The 25,028-nt window shown below is 42.7% G+C and carries 19 protein-coding genes; 7 read left to right on the top strand and 12 right to left on the bottom strand.

What is annotated here, in order from left to right; genetic code table 11:
* Positions 1 to 190: 190 nt before the first annotated feature.
* Positions 191 to 2,947: an immune inhibitor A domain-containing protein gene (locus CW749_RS03120; protein WP_101110531.1), complete on the top strand. Its 2,757-nt coding sequence runs from the start codon at positions 191 to 193 to the stop codon at positions 2,945 to 2,947.
* Positions 2,948 to 3,010: 63 nt separating this feature from the next.
* Here the strand turns inward: CW749_RS03120 and CW749_RS03125 are convergent, their stop codons facing one another.
* From CW749_RS03125 to CW749_RS03150, 6 genes are read right to left on the bottom strand one after another with little or no spacing between them, the layout of a single operon-like run.
* Entirely contained in the window at positions 3,011 to 3,349 is a 339-nt protein-coding gene (locus CW749_RS03125) for a hypothetical protein (protein ID WP_101110532.1), read from the bottom strand.
* Positions 3,350 to 3,384: 35 nt separating this feature from the next.
* The gene (locus CW749_RS03130) at positions 3,385 to 3,693 is read right to left on the bottom strand and encodes a hypothetical protein (RefSeq protein ID WP_101110534.1); all 309 of its coding nucleotides are present in this window, start codon (positions 3,691 to 3,693) and stop codon (positions 3,385 to 3,387) included.
* Between the two features lie 17 nt (positions 3,694 to 3,710).
* Positions 3,711 to 4,049, bottom strand: a complete 339-nt coding sequence (locus tag CW749_RS03135) for a hypothetical protein (RefSeq protein ID WP_101110535.1) — start codon at positions 4,047 to 4,049, stop codon at positions 3,711 to 3,713.
* Between the two features lie 53 nt (positions 4,050 to 4,102).
* Entirely contained in the window at positions 4,103 to 5,338 is a 1,236-nt protein-coding gene (locus tag CW749_RS03140; protein WP_101110537.1) for a hypothetical protein, read from the bottom strand.
* The gene (locus tag CW749_RS03145; RefSeq protein WP_101110539.1) at positions 5,335 to 5,868 is read right to left on the bottom strand and encodes a hypothetical protein; all 534 of its coding nucleotides are present in this window, start codon (positions 5,866 to 5,868) and stop codon (positions 5,335 to 5,337) included. Before CW749_RS03145 ends, CW749_RS03140 begins: the two co-directional genes overlap by 4 nt.
* 58 nt (positions 5,869 to 5,926) lie before the next feature.
* On the bottom strand, positions 5,927 to 6,277 hold the full coding sequence (locus tag CW749_RS03150; RefSeq protein WP_101110541.1) for a hypothetical protein: 351 nt from the start codon (positions 6,275 to 6,277) through the stop codon (positions 5,927 to 5,929).
* Between the two features lie 520 nt (positions 6,278 to 6,797).
* On the opposite strand from CW749_RS03150, the gene CW749_RS03155 reads away from it, so the two are divergent.
* Positions 6,798 to 9,842, top strand: coding sequence for a M6 family metalloprotease domain-containing protein (locus CW749_RS03155; RefSeq protein ID WP_180958311.1), 3,045 nt, complete (start codon positions 6,798 to 6,800; stop codon positions 9,840 to 9,842).
* 163 nt (positions 9,843 to 10,005) lie between these two features.
* On the opposite strand, the gene CW749_RS03160 is transcribed toward CW749_RS03155, so the two are convergent.
* Positions 10,006 to 12,129: a GGDEF domain-containing protein gene (locus CW749_RS03160; protein WP_101110545.1), complete on the bottom strand. Its 2,124-nt coding sequence runs from the start codon at positions 12,127 to 12,129 to the stop codon at positions 10,006 to 10,008.
* A gap of 500 nt (positions 12,130 to 12,629) precedes the next feature.
* Complete coding sequence (locus tag CW749_RS03165) at positions 12,630 to 13,880, bottom strand: multidrug effflux MFS transporter (protein ID WP_101110547.1); 1,251 nt, start codon at positions 13,878 to 13,880, stop codon at positions 12,630 to 12,632.
* 311 nt (positions 13,881 to 14,191) lie between these two features.
* On the opposite strand from CW749_RS03165, the gene CW749_RS03170 reads away from it, so the two are divergent.
* Positions 14,192 to 15,079, top strand: coding sequence for a LysR family transcriptional regulator (locus CW749_RS03170; RefSeq protein ID WP_101110549.1), 888 nt, complete (start codon positions 14,192 to 14,194; stop codon positions 15,077 to 15,079).
* A 76-nt stretch (positions 15,080 to 15,155) separates the two neighbouring features.
* Here the strand turns inward: CW749_RS03170 and CW749_RS03175 are convergent, their stop codons facing one another.
* Positions 15,156 to 17,003, bottom strand: a complete 1,848-nt coding sequence (locus CW749_RS03175) for a sigma-54-dependent Fis family transcriptional regulator (RefSeq protein WP_101110551.1) — start codon at positions 17,001 to 17,003, stop codon at positions 15,156 to 15,158.
* 234 nt (positions 17,004 to 17,237) lie between these two features.
* On the opposite strand from CW749_RS03175, the gene CW749_RS03180 reads away from it, so the two are divergent.
* Together CW749_RS03180 and CW749_RS03185 are read left to right on the top strand one after the other, a co-directional pair.
* Positions 17,238 to 18,758, top strand: a complete 1,521-nt coding sequence (locus CW749_RS03180) for an aldehyde dehydrogenase family protein (RefSeq protein WP_101110553.1) — start codon at positions 17,238 to 17,240, stop codon at positions 18,756 to 18,758.
* A 217-nt stretch (positions 18,759 to 18,975) separates the two neighbouring features.
* Positions 18,976 to 20,796, top strand: a complete 1,821-nt coding sequence (locus CW749_RS03185; RefSeq protein WP_101110555.1) for a bifunctional diguanylate cyclase/phosphodiesterase — start codon at positions 18,976 to 18,978, stop codon at positions 20,794 to 20,796.
* 38 nt (positions 20,797 to 20,834) lie between these two features.
* Here the strand turns inward: CW749_RS03185 and CW749_RS03190 are convergent, their stop codons facing one another.
* A complete protein-coding gene (locus CW749_RS03190) occupies positions 20,835 to 21,143 on the bottom strand; it encodes an isoamylase early set domain-containing protein (protein ID WP_101110611.1) in 309 nt (102 codons plus the stop codon).
* A 531-nt stretch (positions 21,144 to 21,674) separates the two neighbouring features.
* Between CW749_RS03190 and CW749_RS03195 the strand changes: the two genes are divergently transcribed.
* Complete coding sequence (locus CW749_RS03195) at positions 21,675 to 22,160, top strand: MarR family transcriptional regulator (RefSeq protein WP_101110557.1); 486 nt, start codon at positions 21,675 to 21,677, stop codon at positions 22,158 to 22,160.
* A 163-nt stretch (positions 22,161 to 22,323) separates the two neighbouring features.
* Here CW749_RS03195 and CW749_RS03200 read toward each other — a convergent pair whose 3' ends face one another.
* Positions 22,324 to 22,950, bottom strand: a complete 627-nt coding sequence (locus CW749_RS03200; RefSeq protein WP_101110559.1) for a bifunctional 4-hydroxy-2-oxoglutarate aldolase/2-dehydro-3-deoxy-phosphogluconate aldolase — start codon at positions 22,948 to 22,950, stop codon at positions 22,324 to 22,326.
* A gap of 131 nt (positions 22,951 to 23,081) precedes the next feature.
* Entirely contained in the window at positions 23,082 to 24,014 is a 933-nt protein-coding gene (locus CW749_RS03205) for a sugar kinase (RefSeq protein ID WP_101110561.1), read from the bottom strand.
* A gap of 277 nt (positions 24,015 to 24,291) precedes the next feature.
* Here CW749_RS03205 and CW749_RS03210 point away from each other — a divergent pair, with 277 nt between their 5' ends.
* Positions 24,292 to 24,921, top strand: coding sequence for a thioredoxin domain-containing protein (locus tag CW749_RS03210; RefSeq protein ID WP_101110563.1), 630 nt, complete (start codon positions 24,292 to 24,294; stop codon positions 24,919 to 24,921).
* The last annotated feature ends 107 nt before the right edge of the window (positions 24,922 to 25,028 follow it).

The raw sequence follows: 25,028 nt of genomic DNA on the forward strand, positions 1-25,028 counted from the left end.
CTCCATTAATTCCAGAATTTAGATTGATAATATATTCGTCTATTTGGAATAAATAGTCACATTATATTTTTCACAGATCGCTAATATAAAAATTTAATCCAACAGGTTTAAAATCACAATCTCACCGACGGAGGTTCCAATAAAGAAATAAAAGGAATGATTAATAGAAACAACCACTAAGGAATAAAAAATGGCAATTTTTAAAAACACCATGCTGCTGGCAACATCGCTGGCAGTATTCAGTGGAATATCTTACGCCAATACTCCGGCCGATATGGGTGTTGTTAATGAAGAGAGAATAGCGGAAATGCTAATTCGCTCTGGAAAACTCAGTAAAGATGCAACACAAATAGAAAGAGAAGAAGCCGTAAAGACATTCTTAAATACAAAACTGAACCCTCATACACATGGCGATGCTCAATTTGGAAAAAAAGCCATTGAGCAGAGAAATAAGATATTTAAATCGTTAGCAAATAAGAAAGGGCAGAAGCTCAATGCCGTTTCTTTTTCGTCTCGTTCTGTCACCATAAAAAGAACGGACAGAGTCATCGCGTTGATGATCGACTTCCCTGACTTACCGTGGGATGACAACAGAATCACCGACGAGCATACCGATATGTTGTATGACTCTTACCCCATTTCGCATTACGCTGACTTGTTGTTTTCCCCCTCTGGCTATGAAGGTCCCAATGGCGAAAACATTGTTTCTATGAAGCAATATTACGAACAGGAATCCGGTGGAACCTATTCGGTTACGGGTGAAGGATTCGGGTGGTATAGAGCGGCTAAAAACGCCAAATACTACGGGGGAAACGATGCCAGTTCTGGTAACGACAGTAACGTTCGTGAATTGGTGCGTGAAGCTCTCAACCAGCTGGCGAATGATCCCAGTGTCAACTTAGACGACTACGACATTGAAGACCGATACGACTATGATGGAGATGGCGATTACCGTGAACCTGATGGGCTAATCGACCACCTTATGATCTTCCATTCCTCGGTGGGCGAAGAAGCCGGTGGTGGTGTTTTGGGTGAAGACGCCATTTGGTCTCACCGCTGGAACTTAGGTTCTGTTCACCAACTTCCGGGAACGTCCAGCACGCTACCTGATCGCTTCAATGGGCAATACGCTGCGTTTGATTACACCATTCAGCCTCTTGATGCTGCCGTTGGAGTCGCGGCGCATGAATACGCGCACGACTTAGGCTTACCAGACGAATACGACACTCGGGGAACGGGTAAAGGAGAGCCTGTCGCGTATTGGTCCATTATGTCTTCTGGCAGCTGGGCAGGCGAACTAGGGGGGATTAGACCCACAGCATTCAGTTCTTATGCCAAAGAGTTCTTGCAAGAATCGTTAGGGGGACGCTGGTTGAACAGCACACAACTATCGCTTGATGATTTAGCCGAGAAGCCTCGTAACCTAACGTTATTTGAAACCACGGATAACCTTCGCCCCAATATGGTGAAAATCGAATTACCTGCGAAAAAAGTCGACGGTGTTAAACCGTTTGGCGGCGAATACTCGTTTTACTCCCAAAAAGGGGATGACCTTAATAACAGTATGAGCCGTAAACTCACTGTCCCTTCGGGTGGTTCAGTACATCTCACCTTTAAGACGTGGTATGAGATAGAAGTGGACTACGATTATGCTCGAGTATTGGTCAATGGCACTCAAATCGCTGGAAACATTACGACCACTCAAGATCCTTACAACACGGGTCTGGTACCTGCGATAACAGGAGATTCTAAAGGATGGGTAAACGCTCGTTTTGACCTGTCGGAATGGGCAGGCAGCGAAATCACACTCACTTTTGATTATGTCACTGATGGCGGTTTAGCCATGGAAGGGTTGTACGTTGATGACATTGCGTTTGAAGTTGACGGAGCGGCTCGTGGCATTGATGATGCTGAAGGGACAAGCACCTTTGCATTCAGCGGATTCAGTAAGAATGCAGGTTTCCACTTAGCGGATCACTATTACTTGCTCCAATGGCGCAGTTACGATGGCGTCGATAAAGGGCTTGAGAGTATTCGCAGAATTGGACAGCTGATTTCTTATGATCCAGGTTTGGTTGTGTGGTATGTCGATAATTCCTTTACCGATAATTGGGTAGGACTGCACCCTGGGGAAGGTTGGCTAGGTGTGGTCGATGCCGACCAAACTCCGTTTGTTTGGTCTAGCGGCGAAGTCGCGAGATCCCGTTACCAAGTGCGTGATGCTGCCTTTTCTTTAGAAAACAGTTCGCCTCTCGTTTTGGTCGATAAAGAAGGTAACTTGCTGCAAGATACCAGCCTAACGCCAAACGGTGTGTTTGATGATAAAGAGGATTACTCTTCCCCCGGTGCTCCACACGCTGGTCGCAAAGTGATGGAGTATGGCTTATCGGTAAAACTGATCCATCAAGCGCCTGATAACAGTTATGGCGTCATTCAAGTTTCTTACGATAAACCCAATGAAGCGCCGATCGCCAACTTCACGTTAAAAGTCGAAGGCATGAGCGTCACTTCATCTAACGTGAGTAGTGACCCCGACGGCGAGATTGTTGGGTATTTGTGGGACTTTGGAAACGGTCAAACCAGTACAGAGTTCAACCCAAATTGGAGCTACGACAAAGCAGGTGAATATACGGTCGTACTTACGGTGACTGACGACCAAGGTGCAACCGCTCGTCATTCAGAAACGATAGAGATCGTCGCAGCAGTTAACGAATCGCCTGTCGCTCAGGGTGGCTATTTCCCTCTATTCGGGCGTTACGCTTTACTGTATTCCACAAGCTACGATCCGGACGGGCATATCGTGAAGACTCGCTGGAAATTGGGTAAGAAAAAAGTACGCTTCGGCACTGTTATCTTCACCCGACTCCCCGCCAATAAAAAGGCAGTTAGGCTCACAGTCACCGATAACGAAGGAGAAAAAGACTCCACTAAAATTCGGTTAGATTAAATGGCATAGCCTAAAAACGACAAAAGCCAGCGAGTGCTGGCTTTTGTCGTTCTTTGGAAAACCTTAGTTTACTGACAAACCTTTCAGAATAGGTCGATTCCAGTCATCACAACCACCTACCAATGCTGTTACACTTTTACCTGATACTTTAAAAGCAAGTATCATAGAAATCATCGTTTTACCTTTCGGTGTACTAGGATCAATTCTATGATATTTATCTGAAGGGCTACTACATTCATTAGGAAATGGAATAGACGAGAATACAACATATGCTCTGTTATCCGCTTCTACTAGAAACTGACTAATTCCTAGAGGGCTACCAGACCAACCTCCGGCTGAAGTGTGGAAAGGTATTAGTAAGAAAATCACAACTAAGAATCGAAAAAGTTTTGCTTTATTCATTTTAAACCTCATGACTAGAAAACGGAAATAAGTTTTCAAGTAGCAACAAGATGACCAGAAATTGATTTACTTGGTTTATTTATCTCATACATAATATCAAACTTCTGATTCGACATTTTATAAGCTAATAGGGCTGAGAAAACCTCTTTATCTAGGCTATCAATATATAAACGGCTATTACAAGACGAATGTATTGCTTTATTAAATTTTACAGCATGAGCTTGGCTTCTATGCTCGCCATTTATACTTTGGACATAAAGTTTCTCGATACCCACATTATATAATACAGCTGATTCAACAATAGAAGAAAACAACAACACGGCAAAAAACACTAATTTATTCATAATTACTAACCACTAAATTAATAGTAAATTCTTGCGTAAGCTACTTGGCAACCTTGAGAGCCATTTTTTATTCTCACCATTAGTTTATTGTTTGTAGCCATAGCAGTAAGTATTGTTGAGTATACTTCTTTAAAATATGGATGAGAGTGATTTAAAGTCATGCTGTGTCCGTCTAAGCGGCAATCTAAATTATTTCTACTCCCTTCAGGTGGAATGACATAAACACCACCTTCATGAACCATTAATGAAGTAACCACTTCATTTCCTTTTCCAACACATTCATCTTTATTACAAGCTGCATTTACACTAAAAGAAAATACAGCCATCAGTAGAAAGCTAGATAATTTTTTTATCATTTTAATTAATCTCGTTAAATTTATTGAAGAAACTCATTTTGAATACACAAAAATTAACATGGTATACCACCACCTGAGCCAGGGGTAACACAACCTGTAGGTCTAGTAGAAGTGCCGGTACCGCCACCAGAACCGTCACCGCCACCCTCATCAGAGGTACCTCCTGTTACCCAGGTATACCCCAGACCTGATGTAGGCCCGTAATAACCGAACCCAAAACCACTCCCCCACTCCATAGCTGTTCCATCACATGAAAAGCTAAACTTCTTGCATCCAATGGGGGTGTCTACAGAAAAGTCACCAATTGGAGTTGAAACGCCCCCATTCCAGCTCCATCCTGCGTGGTCATTTCGATCGCCTGTAAACTGAGTTCGACTGACTACTCCAATTCCAAAGCTTCCAGTTCCTGTATTCACAGAGCCAAAGCCATAAAAACCATCGCGGTCTATGCCAAGTCCTCCAGTTCCATTAACGGCAATTCCATTTATCTGCAGACCTGTTGACATGCTCCCTTGTTGAACTAAGCCTTTACCTCCTGTTAATACCCTAGGTACAAAGTACGTTGTATATTCAATCTTACTTTCGGCATCGCGAAGAGAATCTGCAACCTCTGGATTACCTTCACTTTCATACCTATTCGCTAGTTTTGAAAGAAAACTCAACACATCGCCATGATCAGCATTAGGTCCGCTCTTCGAGTAGTTAGATATATCATTGGCTCTATAAGGCGGTTCATAATCAGGTAAAAACTTACTTTCCTCTCCATTTGGAATTAGAACTTTACCAGAATACCCCCATACATTGGGCTGGTTGAAGTGATAAATATTTGACAAAACTAAATGTTTAGGAACTTTAAACTCAATTATCCCTTGCTCTCTATTAACAGCTATTTCCACTCCATTTTGATTATCTTTAAATAAACCCTGTTTTGTTATTACAAAGTCTCCCCTAGAGCTTGAAATAAATATTAAATCAGATCCTTTACTTAGCTGATTATTTACTAGTGATGTGGAAAGGTCATTATCAGCATCAACCCATACTATGAATTCATTTTTTTCAATTGGAACCATTACGGTTAAATCGTTATTATAAATTGGTACTAACAATTTTTCTGATTCTTTATAAAATCCTACACTTAAGTTATATAAATCAGATTTAACTGTGATTTGTGAATGTATCACCCCACTTCCGCTATCAACAATTGGCCAATCATTTTTATTTCCATCAATTGCAATCGAATATGTATAAGCACTATAGAATAATGCTGATATTAATATTAATATTCTCAATTTAGTTCACCATATTTATCTTTAATAATACCTAAATATTTTGATTTTTTCAAAGTTGACATATTTACTTTTGTATAAACTTCCCAATTATTTTTTAAATGCGTGCTTCTATAAACAACCAAATCAACACTTCGACCATTATTAAGTTTAATACTAATATCGATCTTATCTCGTCTATTCGATTTATTCCTATTTCCTAAGGGAGGATTATGCACTGATAGCAATAAGTCCTTAATACTTTTAGTACAGCATTTACCACTTACATAAATTTCCAACTTGTCATTTCTTTCTATCATGTTCTTAAATAGAAATCTCGCTTCTTTATCATGAGCTCTTTCCATAAAAAGTGATGAAATAAAAAAAATAGAAAAAATTATCGCGAGTAAATAAATCCGTCCTAGCCTAGGATTAAAACGATCTCGAACAAACTCATAAAGAAAAAAAGAAAAAGTAGTAACCCCTAATAAAATCATTGCTACATTAATATAATTAATCACAGACCCTAAAAAATCTAAATATTCACTTCCCATTCTCTTCCCCAGAAAAAACTCACATTACTAACTTAATTCATATTGCTCCTAAAAGGGACTAGAAAGGCATTTTACCCATTTTAATTCCTGTAAGATCTTGAGAGTTCGCCCAATGCTTGCAAGAGGGGCTAACCACAAGATCAACAGTTCTATCGCCTGTTGCATAGGCAGTCATAGCAATGCTCACCATTTCTTTAAAATTCGGTGTGGTGCTGTCTATGGCAAAACGTTTTGTTGTAGCACAAGCCGCCATACCCGTTTTGTCACCATCAATGTCGATAAACAATATACTTTTTGAACCACTGTAATAAACACCTGCCCCTATAATGGCTCTATCTCGAAAATACTGAGCCGCGGATACACTATTAGCGATCAAAAGACTGGTAATTAACAACGTTACTTTTTTCATATTTAAACTCTAGTTATACCGATATCAAAAATGTCATAGTCAAAGGCTTTGCATACGCTACCGCCCTTCCCAGTTAAGGGACGAGCGCTAATGTACACGTTTCATCATGTCAGCGCATTTGCATAGATTTGCAAATGTGAACATTATCAATGATTCTCACGACTGATACATTTTGGGGGTTTCACGTGCCATTACGCGTTGTAGTTTTGCTCTTGTTAGCGAACTGAAGGGTAATAACTTCTATGATTTCATCAGTACTGCGTGCACTTCAAATTGAATGGAACTCCAAGATAAGATCTCTATTAACACCTCTATCGAAAACTCATAATTAACATTAAAAATCAAAGTGTTACATATTGACACATCCATTAAGTTCCAGGTTTTATAAACATCGTCTCAAAAACTGACACTTTAGTCATAAACGCTCTCAGAACGCCCTTTTGTACGAAAATACGCCTTGCTAGGTATATACCCAAGTAACCTCAAGACGCTTGGTTGTACAATTAAAATGGAATTTTATATGAGAATATTTAAACGTAGTGTCCTTGCTAGTTTGCTGGGGCTGTGTTCATTTGCGTCTTTCGCGACGGTAATGCCCTCTCCCCAAGTTCATCAGATAACCCTACCAGATGGGAGCTCGATGGATGTAAGGTTGAAGGGGACGAAAGAATTTCACTGGTATGAATCGTCCGGTGGTCATGCTTTAATTCAGCAAGACAGTAAATGGCACTTTGCTCAGCTCAATCAAACAAGTGATAAGCTTGTCTCGGCGGGCGAAATATTCTCCTCTACAGCAATACCACCTACCGTATCCATCATCGAACCCGCTACCGCGTTTAAAATGCAGGTGAAAGCTCAAAAAGCAGCCGTACCTCAAAGCGACAACTTAAGCACTATGCAATCAAATTATGCTGAATCAATGCCTCAAAAGGTTCAGCGCAACCAAGCTGCAAATGGCATAGTTGAACAATCATTGCTTGTGGTTCAAGTTTCTTTCGCCGATGTCACCATAACTCACGACTTTACCGATCTAGTGTTTTCAACAACGCAGCAAAGCGTGAAAGATTACTTTCGCAAAAACTCTTCGGATAATTACGAGGTGGTTCCAGCTAATGAGATAGATGGCACTGTGAATGATGGTGTGATCGATATTACTCTTGCTCAAGATCACCCAAGTTGTATCAATCAATGTTGGGATGCGTTCGCCCCTGTCTTTGAAGAAATTTACAGTAAACTCGATCCACTGGTCAATTTCGCGGATTTTGACAAAGATCTAGACGGAAAAATCACCCCTTCCGAACTTTCAGTCATGTTTGTGTTTGCAGGATACGACCGAACTGGCGGACCAGAAAACCCAGCCATTTGGCCACATAAGTGGAACCATAGCCCAATTACAGTGGATAACGTACAAATCAATTCGTATTGCTTGTTTGCTGATTATCAAGGTGACCATCAGTCGACGTTAGGGGTGATTGTTCATGAGCTTGGACACTTAATGCTGGCACTACCTGATTTATACCCAGATAAAAACAACCCAGATAAAGGCTCTATTGGGTATTGGGGGGTAATGAGTGGCGGCTCTTGGGCGATGAAACCTGGCGACCAGTATCCTGGTCAAACACCTTCGAATATGTTGGCATGGACGAAAAAAGCCGCAGGGTTTGTCGAACCAAGAGTTTTGAACTCGTCTGGTCAGCAGGAAATACAAACAACGAACGACTCCGCTGTTATTTACGTTGACCCTTACCTAAAAGAAAAAGGCAGTCGCGTCTACCTAGAAAACAGACAAGCCCAAGATTACGATGCAGGTATTCCTGGTGAAGGCTTGCTTGTTACGTCAGTTAATATCAATAACGAAGCGCGTAAAGTTGGACCGATGCAGGTTCAGATTTTGCAGGCTGATGGACTCGATGAACTCGGTGTTGGCTGGAGAGCAGATAACGGTGACGTATTCCCTGGTAGCACAAACAAACGTAGCTTGTCGGATACCACAACTCCATCTCTATCCAGTTTTGTCGGGATAAACTCTGACATTGCGTTTACTAGCATCTCAAGCAATTCAAATAGAGCAAGTTTTGACTTACGCATGGTCGACGAGCCAAACAAATACGCTTGGGCAACCTCTTTCCAGCGCGCTTACTTGCAGCTTTCTTATACTGGTGTTAATTATGCAGCCTTTGCCATTAATCCACGAGACTCGCTAAGTGTTTTGGATGGCCTGCATATCTATACTCGGTCTACGGGTATTCAAGACACTCAATATAAACTCTGGTTATTCCCATACCAACCTGCTGACAATGTTCTCTCTGTTACTCCAGAAGAAGGTCAACTTCTGTCTCAAGGATACATTCCTGAGAGCAATAGAATTATGCTAGAAAACAGCATTTCACTACCCGATGGGAAAAGCACGCTACTATTGGAACTCACCGACGGTTTCGTAGAAATCGAACGGAAATTCTTCGAAACCTATATTAATTACAGTGAAGTGGAATCGTGGTGGTCAAGTGACGCACTCTTTAAAGATAATCACCAACTTTTCGCTATGAACCCAATGCATCAGTTTAGCTTTGGCGCACTGTTGCGCTCCGACACAAGCTCGGTGCTCACTGCTGAAAGCGATACAATCGTATTGGACGAAGACACCACGGTAGATTCAAACCTGAGAAATAATGACATAGTTGACTTCTCTCATCCAATAGAGGGGATCGAAATCGTCACTCCTCCTGCTCACGGACGCGTTTATACTCAATCAACTGTTGCTAACTACATACCAAACACCAACTTCCATGGTAACGACTCATTTACCTATCGATTGAAGACAACGGAAGGGTTAACGTCAAACATTGCCACTGTTGATGTCACAGTAAACCCGGTAAATGACGTGCCTACGGCGGTTATTTTAGCTCGTTCAGCTATCATCTCTGCAGGTCAATCTATCACAATATCTGGTAATGAAAGTTCTGACGTTGAAACATCAAATCTAAAATACCTTTGGAGTACGTCCGAAGATTATCTATTATTTGGTGAACACTCTTCTCAACTAACAGTTCGTATACCGCATTTAAGTGAAAGTAAAAGATTAGATGTGACGCTTACCGTTACCGATGAAGCAGGGGCTCAATCGACGGATACGGTTACTTTTAACATTCAAGCAAGTAATAAAGTTCCGGTTACTCAAGACGATGCCGTTACCGTTACATTCGGCGAGTCCGTCACCATAAGACCACTTGATAACGACACCGATGCCGATGCCGATACGCTAAGCCTAACAATTACATCACTTCCTAAGCGAGGCAGTACGTCAATTCAAGGTAATGAGATCACGTATACGGCATCTGGTACTTCTGGCGCAGCACAATGGGTGGAAACGTTCACCTATAAAGCGTCTGATGGCAAAGGCGGGTTCACAACGGGTGAAATTACTGTGACTGTACAACCCAAAGTTACAATTACAACTACTCCTCCAACCACCTCGTCATCTGGCGGTTCTGTGGGTCTATTTGGCATGTTGGCTCTATTGGTGATGGGTGCCTCTAGAACAGTACGTACACGTCGCAAAGATTAACACATGCGTTTGTACGTGATTGATATTTAACGGAGCCTGATTTTAGGTAATAAAAAGCCCCATCCTTGGAAGAGGTTGGGGCTTTTATCGTTTATACGCTTGTATGTTGTGAATAATAAGTCGATGCAAATAAAACAAGGGCGCAATCGGTGATGGGTAGAGACTAAATCACAATGGCAACATCCGAAGCATTCACAATGCGGTTTCGCCCTAAATCTTTCGCTTGATACAGTGCTTTATCGGCTTTGGAATACATGGAGTCGAAGTCGAACTTGGATGGCAAAACCGACTCGGTCAAATAACCGATTGAAACCGTTAATACAGATGAGCTGTCGTTTTTCGCATGTGGGATGCCGTCTGTCTCAATACATTTTCGAATTTTCTCAGCTATTTTGCGTGTTTTGCTCTCGGTAGTGTCAGAAAGCAGCAAGGCAAACTCTTCACCGCCAATACGGCAAAAAGTCTCATCATTGCTGTCACAAAAATTACTGAGGATATTCCCTAGTCGTATTAGGGCAATATCTCCTTCCAAATGTCCGTACTCCTGATTAAACAAACCAAAATGGTCAATATCGAGCAATATTAAACCGATATTTTGTGGTGAGCCGGATTTATGATTGGCAATATCGTCCATGTGTTTACTCAATTGCCGTCGGTTCCCAAGACGCGTGAGTGGGTCAATACTCGACAAGGCTTCAAGCTGCTGGTTTGCAAGCTCCAGCTCTAGAGTTCGGTTTCGCACTTGCTGCTCTAGATTTTCGTTCAACGTTCGAATGGCTTCTTGCGCCCTTGTGCGTTGCAAAACTTCAGCGAGGTTAGAGGCAAACAACAACATCATTTCTTGAAGTTGGCTTGTCATGGGTTTGCGGGTAAGCAGATTATCGGCAGCAAGAAACGCAATGGGTCCTTCTGAACTGCTTTTTAGCATGGTCATGGCTGTCCAACCAAAACCGACAATTCGCTTATCGTGGTAAATGGGGACAGATTCTTCCAGTGAAAGCGCATTAGGCTTGTTGATTGCCGTCGAGACGAGGGGCCTGTCGCGCTGCATTTTGGTTTCGTAGTAGCTTTCATCCACTACATTTCCTTGGATGTCGGTTCCCCATGTACCTCGAAGGTGAGTAAGCTCTGGGTCGGTCAAAAAAACCGCCATCCGATCAATCCCAAGGTTGTTGATGGCAAAGTCTACTGCAGATTTACACACCTCATTTACGGTAGTGCATCGAGATAACGCCACCATACTGGAGTGAAGTAACCGAATATTCTGCTCTTGTTTCTTGCGAATGTAGATCTGAGAAAGCAGAGAACCAAAAGACTTCAGCATCTCTTTTTGATAGGCGGTAATGGGTTCGCGATGAATATAGTTGTCAATTGCTATCCAACCAACCGGCTCATTTTCATCTCTTAATATGAGCATCCCATTCCACCCCTGCCCGACCACACTGCCCGTCGTATAAAGTGGTGCATTTTCCATGATCACCAACGACGTTTCATGATTGTGTAAGGCCTCGATATAGTCATCTTCAAGCTGGTGGAGATCGTATACTGATTGGTGCTCTTCTTGCGTTTCGCCTTGCTCGCTGGTGCCATAAGTGCTGGTAAAACAGCGCTTTTTCATATCCAGCAGCATAAACACACTGCGATCAAACCCTAAGCGGTCGCGAATGGCTTCAACAGCCCCTTTATATAAGTCGTCCAGAGAGGCGGGGTTGGAAAGCTCTAACGCTACTTGCTGCACCAATTTCATCTTTTGGATGAAGGTTTCACGCTGGCGAATCTCGTCTAGATATTTTGCTTCGCGCATGTCACGGTTTTTAAATTCCAGTGATGCGTTTCGCTCTGCTCTCAAACACTGCCAACGAGCGGCAGTGATGTTCAAAATATCTAAAAATTCTTTGGTGGTGTTGGCTTGGTATTTTTCTGGGTCGACCGCTTCAACAAACAGGTAAGTGCGCCACTCTGGATGATTATCAAACATCATCAAGAAACACTCTCCATTCAGTGTTTCTTTGTAATTCCAAGAGCACGTATTAATTTCTAAAGGTATTAAGCCATCGGATGTATCAAATTGAGCTGCCCATGCCCAAAACGTAGACGGAAAGCTTGAAGGGGAGACAAACTCCCCTTTTGAAAACCCAGGTTTGGGTTGATGATCGGTAGAGGGAGCTTGGACAAAATACATCGCATGGGGAGAGAAATGTTCGGATAGAAAATTGAATAGTTCTTCTGCGATCACTTTATGATCGCGAGCTGAAGAGACAACTCTCAATAATGCGTGTTTATCCAAAATGTCACCCAGCTAGCCGTATTTTATTATGTTTATATCTAACGTTAACTAGAGGGCAATTCTTATGCAACACAGCGGACAGCGACATGTTACTAAATCCACGTTTTTCGGTCGATGAAATGAATAATTCGCGATTCAAAGCAAATTTTTGGCACAACATCACAGCTAGTGTTACATCACAGAATTACACCACTTGTATGTGCATATAAATGACAGTTATAAAACAGAGGTTAATTGGTGTTAATTATATAAATATGAGCTAGCTGGATAACACCTTATTTGTCGTTATTTCTAGATATATACCCAAGTGACCTCAAGATGCTTGGTTCAGCGACTTCTCTACCAAAGAATAGTTAACTGGCTTTCAGACAAGGCACCGATTTGAAGATCTAGTCGTTCTAAATCAATAATCGGTAACGCAGTATGAAAGCCAGTTAAACTCGCCCTTGGGAGCCCATATTCTGTCCCATTTCATCGTCAAAGAACTTGGAAAGGACTCGTCATTCCACTGCGTCCTTCTCCTTGAACTGGAACAGACTATGAGGCTCTGAATCCTGCATCTTGAGGTTACTTGGGTATAAATGCTTACATCGCAATTGCAATACATAGAGCACCAATAAACTCAATGTCCCCACCAACAAAAATGCGCCAAGTAGTTCTTTAGACGTAATCATTGATGCAACGACACCACCAAACACTCCTGTAATCAACATTTGTAGCGATCCAGACAATGCCGTGACAGTACCTGCTTTATCTTTTTGAGGCTCTAGTAGCATTCGGCTGATGACCGGGAACATCAACCCTTGAGCAATCGCCAACCCAGTTAACGCCCCCACTAAATGAAAGACACTCACAGCTGCAAAATACATCCATAAAGCCGCGCCCAATGCCATCACCAAGCCTGTTCCTAGCAAGGACTTGGGTTCTAATCGCCGGTTAAGCATGTTTTGCAACACACTACCAATCATCAACCCAAAAGATGGCACAATCATAATGACACCATAATGCGCCGCGCTAATTGATAGTTGCTCTTGCACTAAGTAAGGCATAACCGATAAAGACATCATGATCATTAAGAAGTTAACCCACCCGTAAGTCGTGGTTGCAAGAACTTGTGGGGTTTTAATGAGTTCTGCGTACGATTTAAACGCCGCATACAGCTGGGGCATTTTGGGAGGGTAAGGCAATGTCTCTGGCAATATCAAAAGCCCCGTTATGTATATAAACGCGACGTAGACAAAAACAAACATAAAGACCGAATCCCAGCCAAACTGCCACGTTAGCCACCCACCTAAAACCGGTGATACCATTGGCATAACGGACGCCATTATGGAGACATAAGAAAGTGCTTTGGCGAGTCGATTACCGCTGTAGCAGTCTCTGAGAATGCTGTTTGCAATCACTGCTGTACTGCCTGCTCCAACCCCTTGCAATAAACGCCCAAACACAATCCAGCTTAAATCGTGTTGCAAGAACACACAGATCACCGTGCCTACAAGATATAAACCCTGACCAAATATAAAAATAGGACGTCTTCCCAATGAGTCAGCCACTGGGCCATACACCAATTGCGCCGCACCAAGACCAACCATATAGATCGTCACCAACCATTGGATATCGAGCGGTGAATCTGCAAATTGCTGGTTCATCTCTGGCAGTGCTGGCAAGTAGATACTGACACCAACCTGACCTGTTGCGATCACCATCATCGCAAGCATAAGTGGGAGTTTACTGAACGTCTCTTTTCTCATTATATTTTGATTACTCGCTTTGATTTTGGATGCCCGCACTGGTTTTAGATATTCGTTTTAAACGTCGCGCGAGTTACCCTCGTGAAATAACTCTCGGTGGACTGACCTAAATGGATGCTTCTTGCTGGATAGATCTAAATGAATCGCTCTAGGTGAATAGATCTGGACAAATTAAAAATATCCAAAGGCAATTTCTTATCCAATTAGGGATCGGAGGTGAAAACATAAACAGTTTACTTTGTTATCAATGAATGATAATCAGGTATCTAGGAAAGTAATTATGTCCTGTCAGGAATTAATGTGAGTGAGCTATGGACTGGATGCAATGTGTAAAAAGCTACATAAGAGTCGTCGAAGAAGGCAGTTTTAATGGCGCTGCAAGGCGTTTAAATACCACCAGCTCAGCCATTAGTAAGCGCGTACTATGGCTTGAAGACCGTGTTGGTGCACAACTGCTCAAGCGCACCACGCGATCCATCAGTTTAACGGAAGCGGGAGCGCTATTTTTTGAACGCTCGGTGTCCCAAATGGAACAATGGCAATCCATTGTTGATGAAACCCGTTCCGTTACACAGGCTCCGGTTGGTCGTTTAAAAATTGGGGCAACCGTTGCAGTAGGATCGCGATTTATTGTTCGATATTTGGATGACTTTCTCACCAAGTACCCAGACATCAAAGTACAACTGACCACAACTGTACCCGGTCAGTTACCCGAACTGGATCTCGATGTATATATAAGCCGAGAGCTTGAGCAAATGAACTCACTCAGCTTCATTGCCACCCCATTGTTTGAATATCCATTTGAGTTCTTTGCCTCTCCCCATTACTTGGATCAATTTGGCACGCCAGAACATGTCGAGGATTTAAAAGACCACAATATGCTGATCTGGGGAGAGCAATTGGAGCGAGAGTTTTTCTTTGAGAATAAGAAGAAAGTCACCTTCAAGGGTAATTTCGCCACCACCAATCCTGAAGCCTTATACCATGCCGTTAAAGTGGGGATGGGGATCCTGATTTCCAGTAAAATGATGATTCGCGATATGTTGGATTCTGGTGAAGTAGTGCAAGTGCTGCCTGGTCTAAAAACAGAAACCACCACTATATATGCGTACTACCCAAAACTCGATTACGAACACACTCGCACGCAGCTTTTTATTCAGCACCTAAAGCAAAGACTCGAACAGGAGAAAGGGCACTAGCGGTTATCAGAAAGCAGCGAAGTATCAGAAAGTGGCTAATTAACAGAAAGACTGATCGTTGTTAGAAGACCGGTCGCTATTCATAACCCAATCGCTTGAGTTTTCGATATAACGTTTGTCGGCTGATACCGAGCTTTTTCGCTGTCCGGCTCACGTTTTCACTTTGCTCGGCATACACATTCAAGAGCTTGGCATCGGCAAGCTCGCTCAGTGTTCCTTCTGGATTAGAATGCGCATCTGCTTTGATTGAGTTATGCACGTTAACTATATGTTCAGGCAAATGGGACACCCGCAACTCCGCTGCTTCCTCCGAAAGCAAGGTTGCGACTTTCAACACATTGTCTAACTCACGTAAATTGCCTGGCCATGAATAACCGTCCAAAAACGCCAGCAACTCAGCAGACAATACTTGCGCGCCTTCAGAATAGTTTTGATGAATACGCTGTATTAATTCGGTTCTGTCTTGTCTGTTTCGCAATGGTGGAATATTGAGGATGAGTCCATTCAACCGATAGTAAAGATCTTGTCGAAATTCCCCTTTCGAAATCATGGCAGGCAAGTCTTTGTGGGTGGCAGCTACAATTCGAACATCGACAGGTACGGCTTTTGTCGCTCCAACGGGCATCACTTCACTGTCCTGTAAAACGTGTAAAAGCCGACACTGAGCACCCAGTGACATGTCTGCAATTTCATCTAAAAACAGTATGCCCTTGTCAGCAGCTCTCACCTTGCCCATCGCCCCTTTGGGGTTTGATCCGGTAAACGCACCAGCTTCATATCCAAATAACTCGGATTCGATTAACTCATTGGGTATTGCACCGCAATTCACAGCCACCAACGGTTGATGGGATCGAAAGCTGTGTTGATGAAGTGCCTTAACCAACTCACCTTTACCTGTCCCCGTTTCTCCATGGATAAGAAGACTAATGTCTTTGTCTATGAGCTTACTCGCTTGTTGCCAAACCTTTGCCATGGCATCGTCGCCAAAATGCAAATGAAGGCTCGGTTTCTTTTGGCTAGCAGTGCTGTTTACAGTGAGTGATTTGAGGCTAGACGCAGAATTCTTTGAATCGACGACTTGAGTACTAAATGCCTTGAAAGGTACGGTATTCGGAGTGATGCTCTCCGTCCGAAAAACCATAGGGTTCACATCATCTGAAAACGCCTCACTATTTAACAAACGTTCCAGCGGTTGCCCGACGATCTCATCAGATTGCAGCATGCGGCTTGCAAACTGATTGTGAGCAATCACTTTCCCGCTATCGTCTGCGATAACAACACCTTGCCAACCCGTATTCAATAAAGATTCACTCATCGCAAACTCAAGCCGGATACGAGAATCTTGCATATTGTTCAGCAACCAATTCTCAGCCAGTTGCCCCATGTTACGCAGCAAAACCTGAGTATCTTGCCCGTGTACAGCTTGTTCACTGGTGATATCCAGCACCCCAAGTACCTCACCAGCCCCTGATAAAATAGGGGTTGCCGTACAGCTAATAAAACGATGCTGGCGTATAAAGTGCTCGCCACCAATCACAGAAATGGTTCGGTTTTCAGTTATGGCTGTGCCAATGGCGTTCGTGCCTTTTAGGCGCTCCTGCCAGCACACTCCCAATTCCAGCGCAATGTTGTGTAGCCTGTCTTGAAAACTCATTTGCCCCCAAGACCCGACAATCACGCCTTCTTGGTCGGTCAAAATTAGGCGGCTATCCGTTCCCTGAAACACTTGCTGAAACAATGGATACGCGACTGCCTCAACCGCATTGATTAACTGCCTAGCACGGTATTTTTTATCTGATAACTGCGCACCATCCAATCGGATGTGCTGAGGTTTTTTGGTTGTGACAAGACCAGCAGATTCACTTCGCTTCCATGATTCCACCAACCAGTTTGAACTAGGAATATTTTTTAAAGAGTCGTGCATGACAACTGCTCCATATTGAGACAGACCCCGTGTTCCAAAGTGTGACAGTTCAGCAATACGTCGGGAGGGAACCTTTATTTGCTGCTTGCCCACGCCTAAATGTCAACCACTTAACAATCATAACGTTACATTTAATTAACAACAAACTTTTCTAGACTGGCGTAAAGCTTGCGATTTAAACACCGATTCACGCTTCTCATGTTTCAACTTAAACCTAAAAAAAGGAATAGAACGATGATCTACGCTCAACCCGGAAAAGAAGGATCGGTGGTCCAGTTTAAAGCACAGTACGACAACTACATTGGTGGCAAGTGGATCAAACCCACTCGGAACGAATACTTCGATAATATTTCCCCAGTAAACGGGAAGCCCTACTGTCAGGTCGCACGCTCAACCGCTGAAGACATCGAATTAGCGTTAGATGCTGCGCACCAAGTCCGCGCGCAATGGGCAAATACCAGCGTGACGGAACGATCCAATATATTGCTGAAAATTGCCGATCGTATTGAAGAAAACCTAGAAGCACTAGCCGTCGCAGAAACATGGGAAAACGGCAAACCCGTGCGGGAAACTTTAAATGCTGACCTACCCTTAGTCGTCGATCATTTCCGCTACTTTGCAGGGTGCATTCGTGCGCAAGAAGGAACATCAGCTGAATTGGATAAAGACACGGCAAGTTACCACTTTCCAGAACCTATTGGTGTGGTAGGGCAAATCATTCCGTGGAACTTCCCAATGCTCATGGCTGCTTGGAAACTGGCGCCTGCAATGGCCGCTGGTTGTTGTGTTGTGCTTAAACCCGCCGAGCAAACACCCACATCAATATTGCTTTTAATGGAAGTGATTGGCGATTTGATTCCACCAGGTGTGATCAACGTAGTAAACGGGTTTGGATCAGAAGCAGGTCAAGCCCTCGCCACCAGCAACCGAATTGCCAAATTAGCATTCACAGGCTCGACCGAAGTCGGAAATCACATTCTCAAATGCGCGGCAGATAACTTGATTCCATCAACCGTCGAATTAGGCGGAAAGTCGCCAAACATCTATTTTTCTGATGTGTTTGATTACGAAGACGAATATTTAGACAAATGCGTTGAAGGCATGTTGCTCGCTTTCTTCAACCAAGGAGAAGTGTGTACCTGCCCATCCCGAGTATTGATTCACGAATCCATTTACGACAAGTTCATCGAAAAAGCCACAGAACGCGCCAAAACGATTAAGCAAGGCAACCCTCTTGATACCGACACCCAAGTGGGGGCTCAAGCATCACTCGAGCAGTTTGAAAAAATCTTAAAGTACATGGAGATAGGAAAGCAAGAAGGGGCAGAAGTACTGATTGGCGGTAAGAGTTTATCCCAAGATGGTGACTTAGAAAGCGGGTACTACATCACGCCCACTATGCTGAAAGGCAACAATAAAATGCGCGTGTTCCAAGAAGAAATTTTTGGACCCGTCATCGCCATCACGACCTTCAAAGACGAAGAAGAAGCACTCGCCATCGCTAATGACACCGAATACGGGCTAGGTGCCGGAGTTTGGACACGTGACACCAACTTGGCCTATCGAATGGGGAGAAACATTGAAGCAGGTCGTATATGGATTAACTGCTATCACGCGTACCCTGCTCACGCAGCGTTTGGTGGTTACAAAAAGTCGGGCATTGGTCGCGAAACCCACAAAATGATGCTCGATCATTATCAAAACACAAAAAACATGCTGGTGAGCTACAGCGTAAATCCACTAGGCTTTTTCTAGAACCTTTCCTTCTATTCATAGCGGTCATCTATGACCGCTATTTCATAATATTCTCAATAAAGAGTCAGATCGGGATTTTTTTTACTCGTGCCACTTTTTCCATCTTATACTTCTGTTCTATAAGAATTTTATATTCACACTTTATAAAATAACGTGCGGTTTGCATGTTCATGTCAGATGAATAAGTAATCACGTCAATGCTGGGTTTTGACACATCATGGAAAGAAAGGACTTCAATGATACGCCCATCAGTATGAGTGACATCAATACCATACTCTTACTCGATGGAAATGAGCTTTTAGAGCAAACGTGTATGTTGCTCCATAAAAAGCTAAACTCGTTTTGTACTTGTATTGTCGAATTGAATGAAGCCAATCGCGTTGCCGCAACCTTGGCCTATGTTCAAGAAGGCGAGCTCATGGGCGATCTGGAATACGACATTAAAAACACGCCTTGTGAACAAGCCACTAAGGCCGATAAAGAATTCTGTTTCTACCCTGAAAAAGCGTACAACCACTTCCCTCAGGATCCTTTTCTAGTCGATCTCCGGCTTGAATCCTATCTGGGTTACCCACTAAAAAATCAGCAAGGGAAAACACTGGGTATTCTCATCTCCACGTTTAAAACCCCAGTCGATGATCCCAACTCCATAATTCATTACCATAAGCTGTTCTCTAAAATAATTATTCACCAATTGCGTGCCAAGTGGTTGGTGGAACAAACCGATACTTTGCTTAATCAGCTAAGTGAACAAACCAAACGAGACAACCTGACCAAACTCTATAATCGTTTTTCTTTGTCGCATCATTTGAAACATTTGATGGTAAACAACGGTAATAACTCTAGCTTAGTACTGATTGATATTAATGGATTTAAAGAGATCAATGACTTATACGGCACGCACATTGCCGACAGAGTTTTATTACACACAACCCAATCTGTTCGACGTTGCTTTGATCAAGTCGACACCATTTATCGCATCGGTGGGGACGAATTTGCCGCCATATGCAGCAGTGAAAACGTAGAAGCTTTCGCTCGTTCACTCGTCGACGTGCTCAATGCTGGATTCAGCTACGAAGCGTTTGTTCTCAATTTTTCGATTAGCATTGGCATCGTCAGTTTTGAAGATGCCGAAAATGGTGACGACTTGCTGCTGAAAGCCAATCTCGCATTGAAACTATGTAAGCAAAGCCAGAAATGCGATCTTCAGTTTTACGATAACCACCTAAGTGCTATGCACCTTCGACGCTCACAAGTGATCGAAGCTCTGACACACGATCTAAGTTCAACCGTTGAAAACAGCGCACTCAGCGTCGCCTTACAACCTATCGTATTGTTAAATGGGGAAACGTGGCGCAAATTTGAAGTACTAGCTCGCTGGAACGACCCTAAGCTAGGCATTATTGCCCCCGATGAGTTCATCGAAGCTGCAGAGCATACGGGCATGATCAGTAAATTGGGTGAAAGAGTTTTTGAACTCGCTTGTGAAGCAAAGGGCTTTCTCGAAGACGCATTAGGGTATTCCATTGAACTCAGCGTGAACTGCTCGGCAAAAGAACTCGCTCAACCCAAGCAATATCTAACTCAGCTGTCTAAAAGTTTAGAGCGTTACCACTTTAGCGCTCATGAATTCACCATTGAATTAACCGAAACAGTGCTCATGACACAATCCGGTGATATCCGTTTGGCAATGAAAGGGTTACACGAACAAGGCTTTAAAATTGCTTTGGATGATTTTGGGACGGGTTACTCGAGCTTGAACTACATTCATCGATACGACATCGACTGTATAAAGATAGACAAAACATTTGTGCAAAACATGCTCACCAATTTGAAGTCAGAGCGAATCGTCAAGTTGATTGTTGAACTGGCCAAACAGCTGCAAGTGAATATCATTGCCGAGGGTGTCGAAACCGAATCAGAATTGAATAAGCTAGTAGAAATGGGGTGTTCATCGATTCAGGGGTACCTTTTCTCTTGCCCCCTATCACCACCACAATTATTGCAGAAGATTGAATACTTAAAACCCCGAAGCTAAAAAGTTCGGGGTTTAATTACGCTCCCATATATAGGGAATCATTTTACTGAGCGCTCTCTAGTAGAAACGAGACAGTTGTCTTGTCCAAACGAATTAGGCACATACTTATCTGCGTTCGCATCATTAACCCAATTTGATTCGTTCACAAGATACCGAAACTCAAATTCTTGGTCTTTCGGTAAACGGGTTTTGAATTTGAAGATCTTATCTTTTTTGTTGCGCTTCATAGGCGCCGCTTTCCAATCAAGAAAATCCGCTACTATCGCCACAGAACTGGCTTCTTTCTCATCCAGCTCAAATGTTACTTCAACCTCATTCTTAGTCTTAAAAAACTTTTTGTTAATCACAACCAACTCCATACTATTTCGTGTTTTCTAATTTTAATAACTCAACCAGTTTCATAACGCAAGGCAACATGCATTTTTTGTTGATGTTATAGATTTTCGTGGAATTGAGTCATTCGAATGAGAACTCGCTCAATTAACCATCAAATTTGAGTGTAGATGGCGATCAAAAAAACGGAAACAATGGGGCAAGATTTAACGCTCAGAAAATCGAATAAACCGCTTTTTCACCCATTAACTTGAAGTGGAATCAATTTGAATTTCGAAACAACGTTGAGGATGCACCAATGCAGTTAGATGGAAATCTTACGTAAAACCAATACGAGTAAAGACCACAATTTTTCAGAGTTGATGTTGATGTGATTCTTTGATATCAAAAGATTCAATCAGTTACACAAACCTGATCCGAATAGGTTTGAAATTGGATGCAATTTCACATAAAACCAAACGTTCATCGATCGCAAAAAAATAGTTTACTGAGTAAATACCTTTTACTTCGAACCTTGATATGCTTAAGATGTTGCAATAGATCATATGAATAAGTCGAGGGCCAACAAAGTGGCAGACAATAAAAAACCTAAACCTTACGAAACTACTGCTGGAATTAGCTGGATCGCAACGCGACAAATGCAAAACCGAATTCAATTAGAAATCCAAAAGCTCTATAAAGAAATCAATGTAGAGCAGCTTCTTGTGCTGATGGAGCTGGATTATGAAGATGGCCTTCGCCCAAGCGTGTTAGCAGAAAGATTGCAGCGCAGTAAAGGCACTATGACCAGCTTGATCCGCCACGCAGAAAAAAATGAATACATCGCCTCGACCCCAGATCCAACGCATAAAAATGCCAAAAAGATCTTCCTTACGCTGAAAGGCAAAAAAGTTCACGACGAGCTTTCAAAAATCATCAACAACGAGCTGCAAGAAGCCGTTGCCCATGTCAGTGAAGAGCACCAGCAAATCATTCATGACGCAATGAAAGGCATGGTCATGCGCTACAACCCAAGTATTTTCGAATTCTAAGCCGTTCATAGCGACTTTAAATGAATTAGCGTGCTTGAGATGAAAATAGCAGTGATGCCATAAAACACTGGTATACATAGCACTGGTATACAAAGCATTAGATCAACAATGCCAGCATTACGCTGGCATTGTTAATACGTAAAATTCATCTCATAGCGCTTTATTAACTAACAAGCTCAACTGCTTCACGCGTTAATTTCGCTAACTCATCCCACTTTCCTTCTTGAATCAGCTTTTTGTCTACCATCCAAGTTCCGCCACAAGCAATAACACGAGGTATTGCTAGATAGTCGTTGACGTTTTTCGTATTGATGCCACCTGTCGGCATTAATTCAATGTCGGTATAAGGTGCAAGAAGAGATTTCACCATATTGATGCCACCTGATGCTTCAGCAGGGAAAAACTTCAACGTTTTCAAACCCAATTCCAATGCCGCTTCAATCGCGCTTGGGTTATTTACTCCAGGTACGATTTCAATGCCTTCTTCTTGGCACGCTTTTACCGTGTTTGGGTTAAGACCTGGTGAAACAATAAATGAAGCGCCAGCTGCTTTTGCGGCTTTTACTTGCTCGGCATTCAATACCGTACCCGCTCCGATCAGCATGTCTGGTTGCGATTCTTTCAACAAGCGAATGGCTTCGACGGCAGCGTCTGAGCGAAAAGTGATTTCGGCTACTGGTAAGCCATTTTCTGCGAGCACTTTACCTAACTCGATAATGTCTTCAGCCTTGTCAATCGCTATGACAGGGACAACTTTTAACGCTTTTAACTGTTCACTAATGGTACTCACGGTGTCTCCTTAATTCTTCTAGGGTTCTCTTCCCTAATGACAATATTACCGTTCATTGGGTATAAAATTTGGGTATATCTTTTAGAGTCAGTGACCTAAAACTTCTAGTTTCAAGCCATTAACTTTAGTGACTAATTTGTGGCACTCTTGGGCACGATCGCGCCTTTATGCTGAATCACTTTTCCTGCAAGGATATTACCTTGCTTGCAACATTCTGCTAGGCAATCGCCATTTAAGTAGGCAGCAAAGAAAGCACCGTTAAATGAGTCTCCTGCAGATGTAGTATCGACCACCTTCTGCACGGGGATGGTGGGTACTTCAATCGCGGATTGTTTATCGGAGAAGTCCTGCACTAAACAGCCTTTTTCACCTAATCGCACCACGACAATACGAACACCGAGTGCTTCTAGCCTTTGGAACGTCTCTTCGGGTGTAGTATCTCCCCAAAGCGCTTGTTCGTCGTCGAAAGTGACCAGCGCAATATCTGTGGTTCTATAAACACTCAAGTAGGCCTGTTTTACGCTTTCTGTATCCTTCCAAAGTGCCGGGCGGAAGTTACTGTCAAACGCGACTTCTGAACCTGCCTGACGAAGCTCCTTCAACCACTGGTACAATTTTGGTTTGTCATCATCAGGCAAAATGGCAAGGCTGATTCCACTTAGAAACGTTACATCAGCCCCCATCGACGCTTCTTTCAAATCTGAAAAATTAGGGTGCTGAAGAAGGTACCTCGCCGCGGACTCATTACGCCAATACAAGAAGGTTCGCTCACCTTCGCCATCCAATTGGATGAGATAAGCACCAGGGACTCGGTTGGCATCTTCTAACACCCAATCCGTATTGATCCCTTCATCTTGCCAACGCTTCTTCAACCCATGACTTAACGCATCGGAACCCAAAGCTGTTAGATAGTTGACATCCACTTTAGTGGAGTACTTTTCCTGATGACGGCTGGCGTAAACCGCAGCATTAAGGGTGTCGCCTCCATAGGTTTGCCACATTGCACCAAATGGTTCGCCATTCAGCTCAATCATGCATTCACCTATGATTGAAATTCGTTTCATTTCCATTCCAGAACAAGCTTTAAATAATTTTTAAACCGTCATTTCATTTTATTACCAAAAAGCATTCAAAAAAATACACAAACACTATTTCAAAGATCTATGTTTCGTTTTTGGTACGAAAAATGTCCTAAAATTTGATCCCGAGCACCATTCATCTCTCCTCTCGCACACCAAATTCACTTTGGGTATCACTCAATAATCTCAACCAAAGGTTTGACATAAAATTAAAGTCAAAATTACCATCGGAAATATTGTTTCAGATGAGTAGACGAATTCAATGTTTAATACACTAAAATCGATGATTATTTTACTGGTATCACTTGGTGGTTCCGGTACTGCACTCGCTAATGATCTTAAAGAAGGAATGGACTATAACGTTGTCGAGTATGGCATAAAGAAAGACAATAACGTACGAGTCTATTTCAGTTTTCGATGTGGCCATTGTGCAACTATGGATCCTATCTATGCCGAAGTATCGAGCCAACTCCCATCAAATGTCAGCTTAACTAAAATCCCTGTATTTAGCTCAAATGACGAAACCGATGTTTTGTTTACAAAAGGATTTGCAGTGGCGCAAATGCTTGGCCTTGATACGCAATATACGCACCATTTATTTATTGCTCTTAGGGAAAACAAAGCGCCTCAGTGTGTGGATACACTGGCTGAATTTGTAGCAAAGAAATTGGACATAGAACCAGTTGAATTTAAAAAACAAATGATGTCATCCCAAATACGTACTCAACTTGCCGAATATGTGAACAATACAGAGCAAATGTCCATTAGAGCTGTTCCCGCAGTTATCGTTGGAAACTACTTACAAGTTACGCCCAAAAGAGTCACGTCTTTCGAAGGTTACAAAACACTTATTCGCAATGTCGTGAATATGAGTTTAGAGCAAACCAGCTAGTTTCTTGTTGGAAACTCGTTAGCTGGCGTCAGCACAAGCCAGTCGTATCGACGATATTTTAGAAAAACACAAAAAAAGCCAGCAAATTGAAGTGACCCCCAATAGTT

The sequence above is a fragment of the Vibrio sp. vnigr-6D03 genome (assembly GCF_002835515.1).
GTDB classification, from domain to species: domain Bacteria; phylum Pseudomonadota; class Gammaproteobacteria; order Enterobacterales; family Vibrionaceae; genus Vibrio; species Vibrio penaeicida.

Coding starts and splice junctions, on each gene's coding strand:
- CW749_RS03120 (WP_101110531.1), top strand. CDS start 191: ATGGCAATTTTTAAAAACACCATGCTGCTGGCAACATCGCTGGCAGTA.
- CW749_RS03125 (WP_101110532.1), bottom strand. CDS start 3,349: ATGAATAAAGCAAAACTTTTTCGATTCTTAGTTGTGATTTTCTTACTA.
- CW749_RS03130 (WP_101110534.1), bottom strand. CDS start 3,693: ATGAATAAATTAGTGTTTTTTGCCGTGTTGTTGTTTTCTTCTATTGTT.
- CW749_RS03135 (WP_101110535.1), bottom strand. CDS start 4,049: ATGATAAAAAAATTATCTAGCTTTCTACTGATGGCTGTATTTTCTTTT.
- CW749_RS03145 (WP_101110539.1), bottom strand. CDS start 5,868: ATGGGAAGTGAATATTTAGATTTTTTAGGGTCTGTGATTAATTATATT.
- CW749_RS03150 (WP_101110541.1), bottom strand. CDS start 6,277: ATGAAAAAAGTAACGTTGTTAATTACCAGTCTTTTGATCGCTAATAGT.
- CW749_RS03155 (WP_180958311.1), top strand. CDS start 6,798: ATGAGAATATTTAAACGTAGTGTCCTTGCTAGTTTGCTGGGGCTGTGT.
- CW749_RS03165 (WP_101110547.1), bottom strand. CDS start 13,880: ATGAGAAAAGAGACGTTCAGTAAACTCCCACTTATGCTTGCGATGATG.
- CW749_RS03170 (WP_101110549.1), top strand. CDS start 14,192: ATGGACTGGATGCAATGTGTAAAAAGCTACATAAGAGTCGTCGAAGAA.
- CW749_RS03175 (WP_101110551.1), bottom strand. CDS start 17,003: ATGCACGACTCTTTAAAAAATATTCCTAGTTCAAACTGGTTGGTGGAA.
- CW749_RS03180 (WP_101110553.1), top strand. CDS start 17,238: ATGATCTACGCTCAACCCGGAAAAGAAGGATCGGTGGTCCAGTTTAAA.
- CW749_RS03185 (WP_101110555.1), top strand. CDS start 18,976: ATGGAAAGAAAGGACTTCAATGATACGCCCATCAGTATGAGTGACATC.
- CW749_RS03195 (WP_101110557.1), top strand. CDS start 21,675: ATGAATAAGTCGAGGGCCAACAAAGTGGCAGACAATAAAAAACCTAAA.
- CW749_RS03205 (WP_101110561.1), bottom strand. CDS start 24,014: ATGAAACGAATTTCAATCATAGGTGAATGCATGATTGAGCTGAATGGC.
- CW749_RS03210 (WP_101110563.1), top strand. CDS start 24,292: ATGTTTAATACACTAAAATCGATGATTATTTTACTGGTATCACTTGGT.